The sequence below is a fragment of the Kitasatospora sp. NPDC088134 genome, assembly GCF_044741705.1.
Classification (GTDB): Bacteria; Actinomycetota; Actinomycetes; order Streptomycetales; family Streptomycetaceae; genus Kitasatospora.
The window spans coordinates 1-3721 of the sequence record NZ_JBIUTD010000055.1 but is presented as its reverse complement, the minus strand read 5'-3'; the positions used below and the strand labels follow the sequence as shown (position 1 = coordinate 3721).

The window sequence follows — 3721 nt, the reverse complement described above, 5'->3', positions numbered from 1 at the left end:
GGGGCGGAAGCCTACGGCTTGAGCTCCCGCTGGCGCGGGAGCAACGGCGCTGACGCGCCGTCAGGTGCGAGGGTGCCGCCTGCGGCGTCACCGTGCGTGGCGTGGCCACGGCTGCGCCTCGGCAGGCGGGTGCGGGGTTGGGGGAATTCGCCGATGGCGAATTCGCGGGCTTGGTGCGCGCCATCGTGGCGGGCATTCGACATCGCTGCGCTCCACCAATTCCGGGGCAATGCGCCGGGCCTGCGGCCCGTCAACCGGTCGGCGTTCCGGCTTTCCCGGGCTTGCCTTTCGGTGGCCCTGCGGGCCGGTTGGGCGGCAGGGTTTCCCGGGCTGCGCCCGGGGGGGCGGGCGTTGACGATGTGACGCGAAATTCGGGTAGCGGGCCATCCCTCCGATCGGGCGGGGGTGCCGGCCGGGGCCTGCGGCCCACGGCGTTGACGATGTGTCGCGGACTTCGGGTACTGGCCACAACCCCACCCCCGGGAGTCCTCCCCCGGTCCCGGCCGATGGCCGGTCCGGTGACCGGTCCAGCCTTGCCGTTGCTGGGCTGACGGCCCATCCGCCACCCCGGGGCGGGGCCTGCGGCCCTCGGGGGCGCGGGTGGGCCCACGGTCCTGCCACCCACCCGGCCCGGGCCTCCCCGGCCCCGGTGGCGGGCCCTCATCGGCGGCCCGGACGGCGGCCCCCGACGGACCCTCAACCGGAAATCCAGGACCGCTTTCCCAGGGACTTATCGCGCGTTTCCGGCGGTGCTTCCGGGAGCATCTTACAGCTCCATCACGGCGGTTTTCGGACGAGCGCGAACGGGCCCGAACGTGAAAAAGTAGCCTCGGGGTAACCGCCCACCCCGGCCCTATCCCACCGCACTCCCGGCGGGGAACCCAAATTCCCGCTCCGCCCATTTTCAGGCGGTAATTTGCAGCCGTTTCTAGGCGCAGCGGCAATGAATCGAATTCAGGCACGCCAGAAAGGGGCCTACGGCCCTCCAGCCCGACACGGCGACCACCCTCCCAGACCGCCAAAGAAATCCCGCCCAGCACCAGTCGAGCAATTCCCGGAGCCGCACCGCCGAACCGAACACCGAACCACGACGGCGGCCAGGGCGCAGCAGCTGCGGGGCACGGCGATGGCGGGGCGCTGCACCCGGACGGCCGGGACGGGCGGCACGAGCGCGACGGCCGGACGGCCGCCACCGGCCGCCGAGCACCACCACCAGGACCCGGCCGCCGAGAAAGCCGGCCTTCCCGACCAGTCACCGCCGAGCAGCAGCCGCGGACTTGAGTATCCGCACTCAGGACGGCACCGGGGACGGGCACGAGGATGACCCGATGGTTCACTTGGCAGTCGACGTTCTCGTGGCCGTGGTGCTGACCACTGTGGAAGTGGTGGCACTGCTCCTCGCCGGTCTCGCCATCGGCATCAAAGCGTGGGCGGACAACAAGTCAGGCCGCGGGACCACACCCGGCCTGAAGCGGATCGCCCTTGTCACGGCAGCACTGTCGTTGATCCTGCCCGCAGCGTGTGCCTACGCGCTGCACCTGCCGACCGCGGCGATCGCCCAGTGCCTGCTGCTAGCAGCGATACCGTTCCAGCACCCCATCGTGACCGGCGCGAACCGCCTACGGGAAGGCATGACACGCCACCGACGGCGCTGACACGCCCAGACAACGCCGCGGCCCCGGACGGCGACGCGAAGAGCGGCCCAGGCGGCGGCCCAGGCGGCGGGGCAGGCCCGGGACGGCGAGCCCGGGACGGCGCCCAGCACCCCCAGACAGGCCCGGGACGACAGCACAGCAACGCGGGCACGGCCAACAGGAACAGCGGGCCGGCCCGGACGAAACCGAACACCAACCCCAGCCACCCGGCGAAAGACGCGGCGACGAGCACCCGCCCGGACGGCAGGACCTGGACGGCGGCCCACCGGGCGCAGCGGGACCACCTGACGGCCAACCAGAACGACGACCAGGACGGCGACCGGGGCCCACCAGCGGGGCACCGCAGCCGGACGCCAGGAAGGCGGCCGGACGCCGGCCGGACCCAGCAGCAGGCGAGCAGGCAGACCCCCGACACACCGAACACCCACCAGCACAGAAAACCCCCACCAAGGAACCCCAACCCAAAAACAAGAAACCCGCCCCAAAAAAAACTAACAAACAACAGCGAAGGAATATGTGTACGAATAAACGCCACACATACCTATAAAACGAAAGCAAGTTCGACCGACACGGCAACTGTCACACACAGTCACCAAAACCGCCCCCGGCCACACAGCGGACCCACCCCGACACACCCGAACCAAAGGTCCAGACAATCCAGCCCGAGAAGCCAAAACACCCCCACCACAACCAACAGGTCACACCCTGCGGTACCTCGCCGGGTAGAGCTTCGCGTGCAGCACCCGCACCTCCCACCACGGATCGTCCGGAGTGGAGACCAACGCGGCCACCAACTCGCGCTTGGTCGGGGCGGGCAGCATCAGCGGGCCCAAGTCCTTTGCGGCGCGGGCCTGTTCACAGCCGGGGCACTCCAGCCGGTCCGGCCGGGCCTTCTCCCGCAGCTCCAGCTTCGAGCCTTCCTTCCCGCCGATCGAACCCCGACACGTCCAACACGGACGCAACGCCGCGTTCGCGGCTCGGGCGGCCTCCAGTTGTTCTTCGGCCTCCCGTTCCAGGCGCTCCTCGCGGTCTTGGTGGCAGGTCCAGCAGCGGCCACCCGGGCGGCGGGTCCACTGGCGGCTGCCGTACACCCAGGTGGTCTCCTCCTCGGGGATGTCGCCGCAGTCGATGCAGACCAGAGTGTCCATGAGCTCCTGGCGGACCCGTTGCTGCTCGTCCTCTCGGGCGGCCTGGCGCAGGTCGTAGGCGGCCCGGTTGTTCGGGTTCTCCAGCGCCTCCGTGAGGGAGTGCCGGCCCGGGCGGCCGAAGCGCCACCAGATGGGCCCCATCGGGCCGTGGCCGGCCAGCAGCTGAAGGGTGGTCGCGATGATGGGCAGGGCGTCGTCGTACTCGCGCCAGCCGTCGTCGTTGCAGTCGCGGACCTCCCTGCACCACCGGCCGCACCAGCAGTCGCCGGACAGGTCCGCCACCGCCTGCTGCCGGCCTGCCAGGGCGACGGGCCCGGCACCGGTGACGACCAGGGCGACGGGCGGGTACCCGGGCCGGGAGTGGCCGGGCCAGGTGCGGCGCCACCAGTGCACCGTGCGGTCGGCCGGCTCGTGGTGGGAGCGGGCCGGGTCGTTGTCGCGGACCCTGGTGCGGAACAGCTCGCGGTAGCGGGGGAACTTCGCGGCGACGGCGGCCGGGGCCATGGTGGAGCGGTCGACCTCCACCATCAGCACCGGCACCCCGATCTCCGGGGCCTGCCACACCCCGTCCGGGCGCACCTTGCGCCTGCCACCCGGCAGCACAAACTCCGTCTCGGTCGACCAGGACCGCACCGTACCGACCCCGCCCGCCGCCCCGGGCACGCTGCCGCCCAGGACGAACGCGGCGATCGTCTCGTTGACCGCCATCGCGTGCCGGGCACCGGAGCGGCCCGCCCCCGGGCCGTTGAACCCATCTCCGAACGGACCATCCCGAGCACAGCGGCCGCCGCATCCAACCCCGCCCTGCCCTCCAGCCGCCACGTCTTAGACCGTGTCCTATGTGGTGATGGCTCGTTGGTTAGGGCATGGGGCGGGGTACGTGGAGCTGGATTGTTCCGGACGGGTTGTGGGAGCTGG

At 71.2% G+C, this 3721-nt stretch carries 2 protein-coding genes; one reads left to right on the top strand and one right to left on the bottom strand.

Translation table 11 applies throughout. From position 1 onward, the window contains the following. The first annotated feature begins 1277 nt into the window (after positions 1-1277). Positions 1278-1655, top strand: a complete 378-nt coding sequence (locus ACIOHG_RS37695; protein WP_400958171.1) for a hypothetical protein — start codon at positions 1278-1280, stop codon at positions 1653-1655. A gap of 698 nt (positions 1656-2353) precedes the next feature. On the opposite strand, the gene ACIOHG_RS37690 is transcribed toward ACIOHG_RS37695, so the two are convergent. After that, positions 2354-3625 (bottom strand): replication-relaxation family protein, encoded by a 1272-nt coding sequence (locus ACIOHG_RS37690; RefSeq protein WP_400958169.1) that lies wholly within the window; start codon positions 3623-3625, stop codon positions 2354-2356. Positions 3626-3721: the final 96 nt, after the last annotated feature.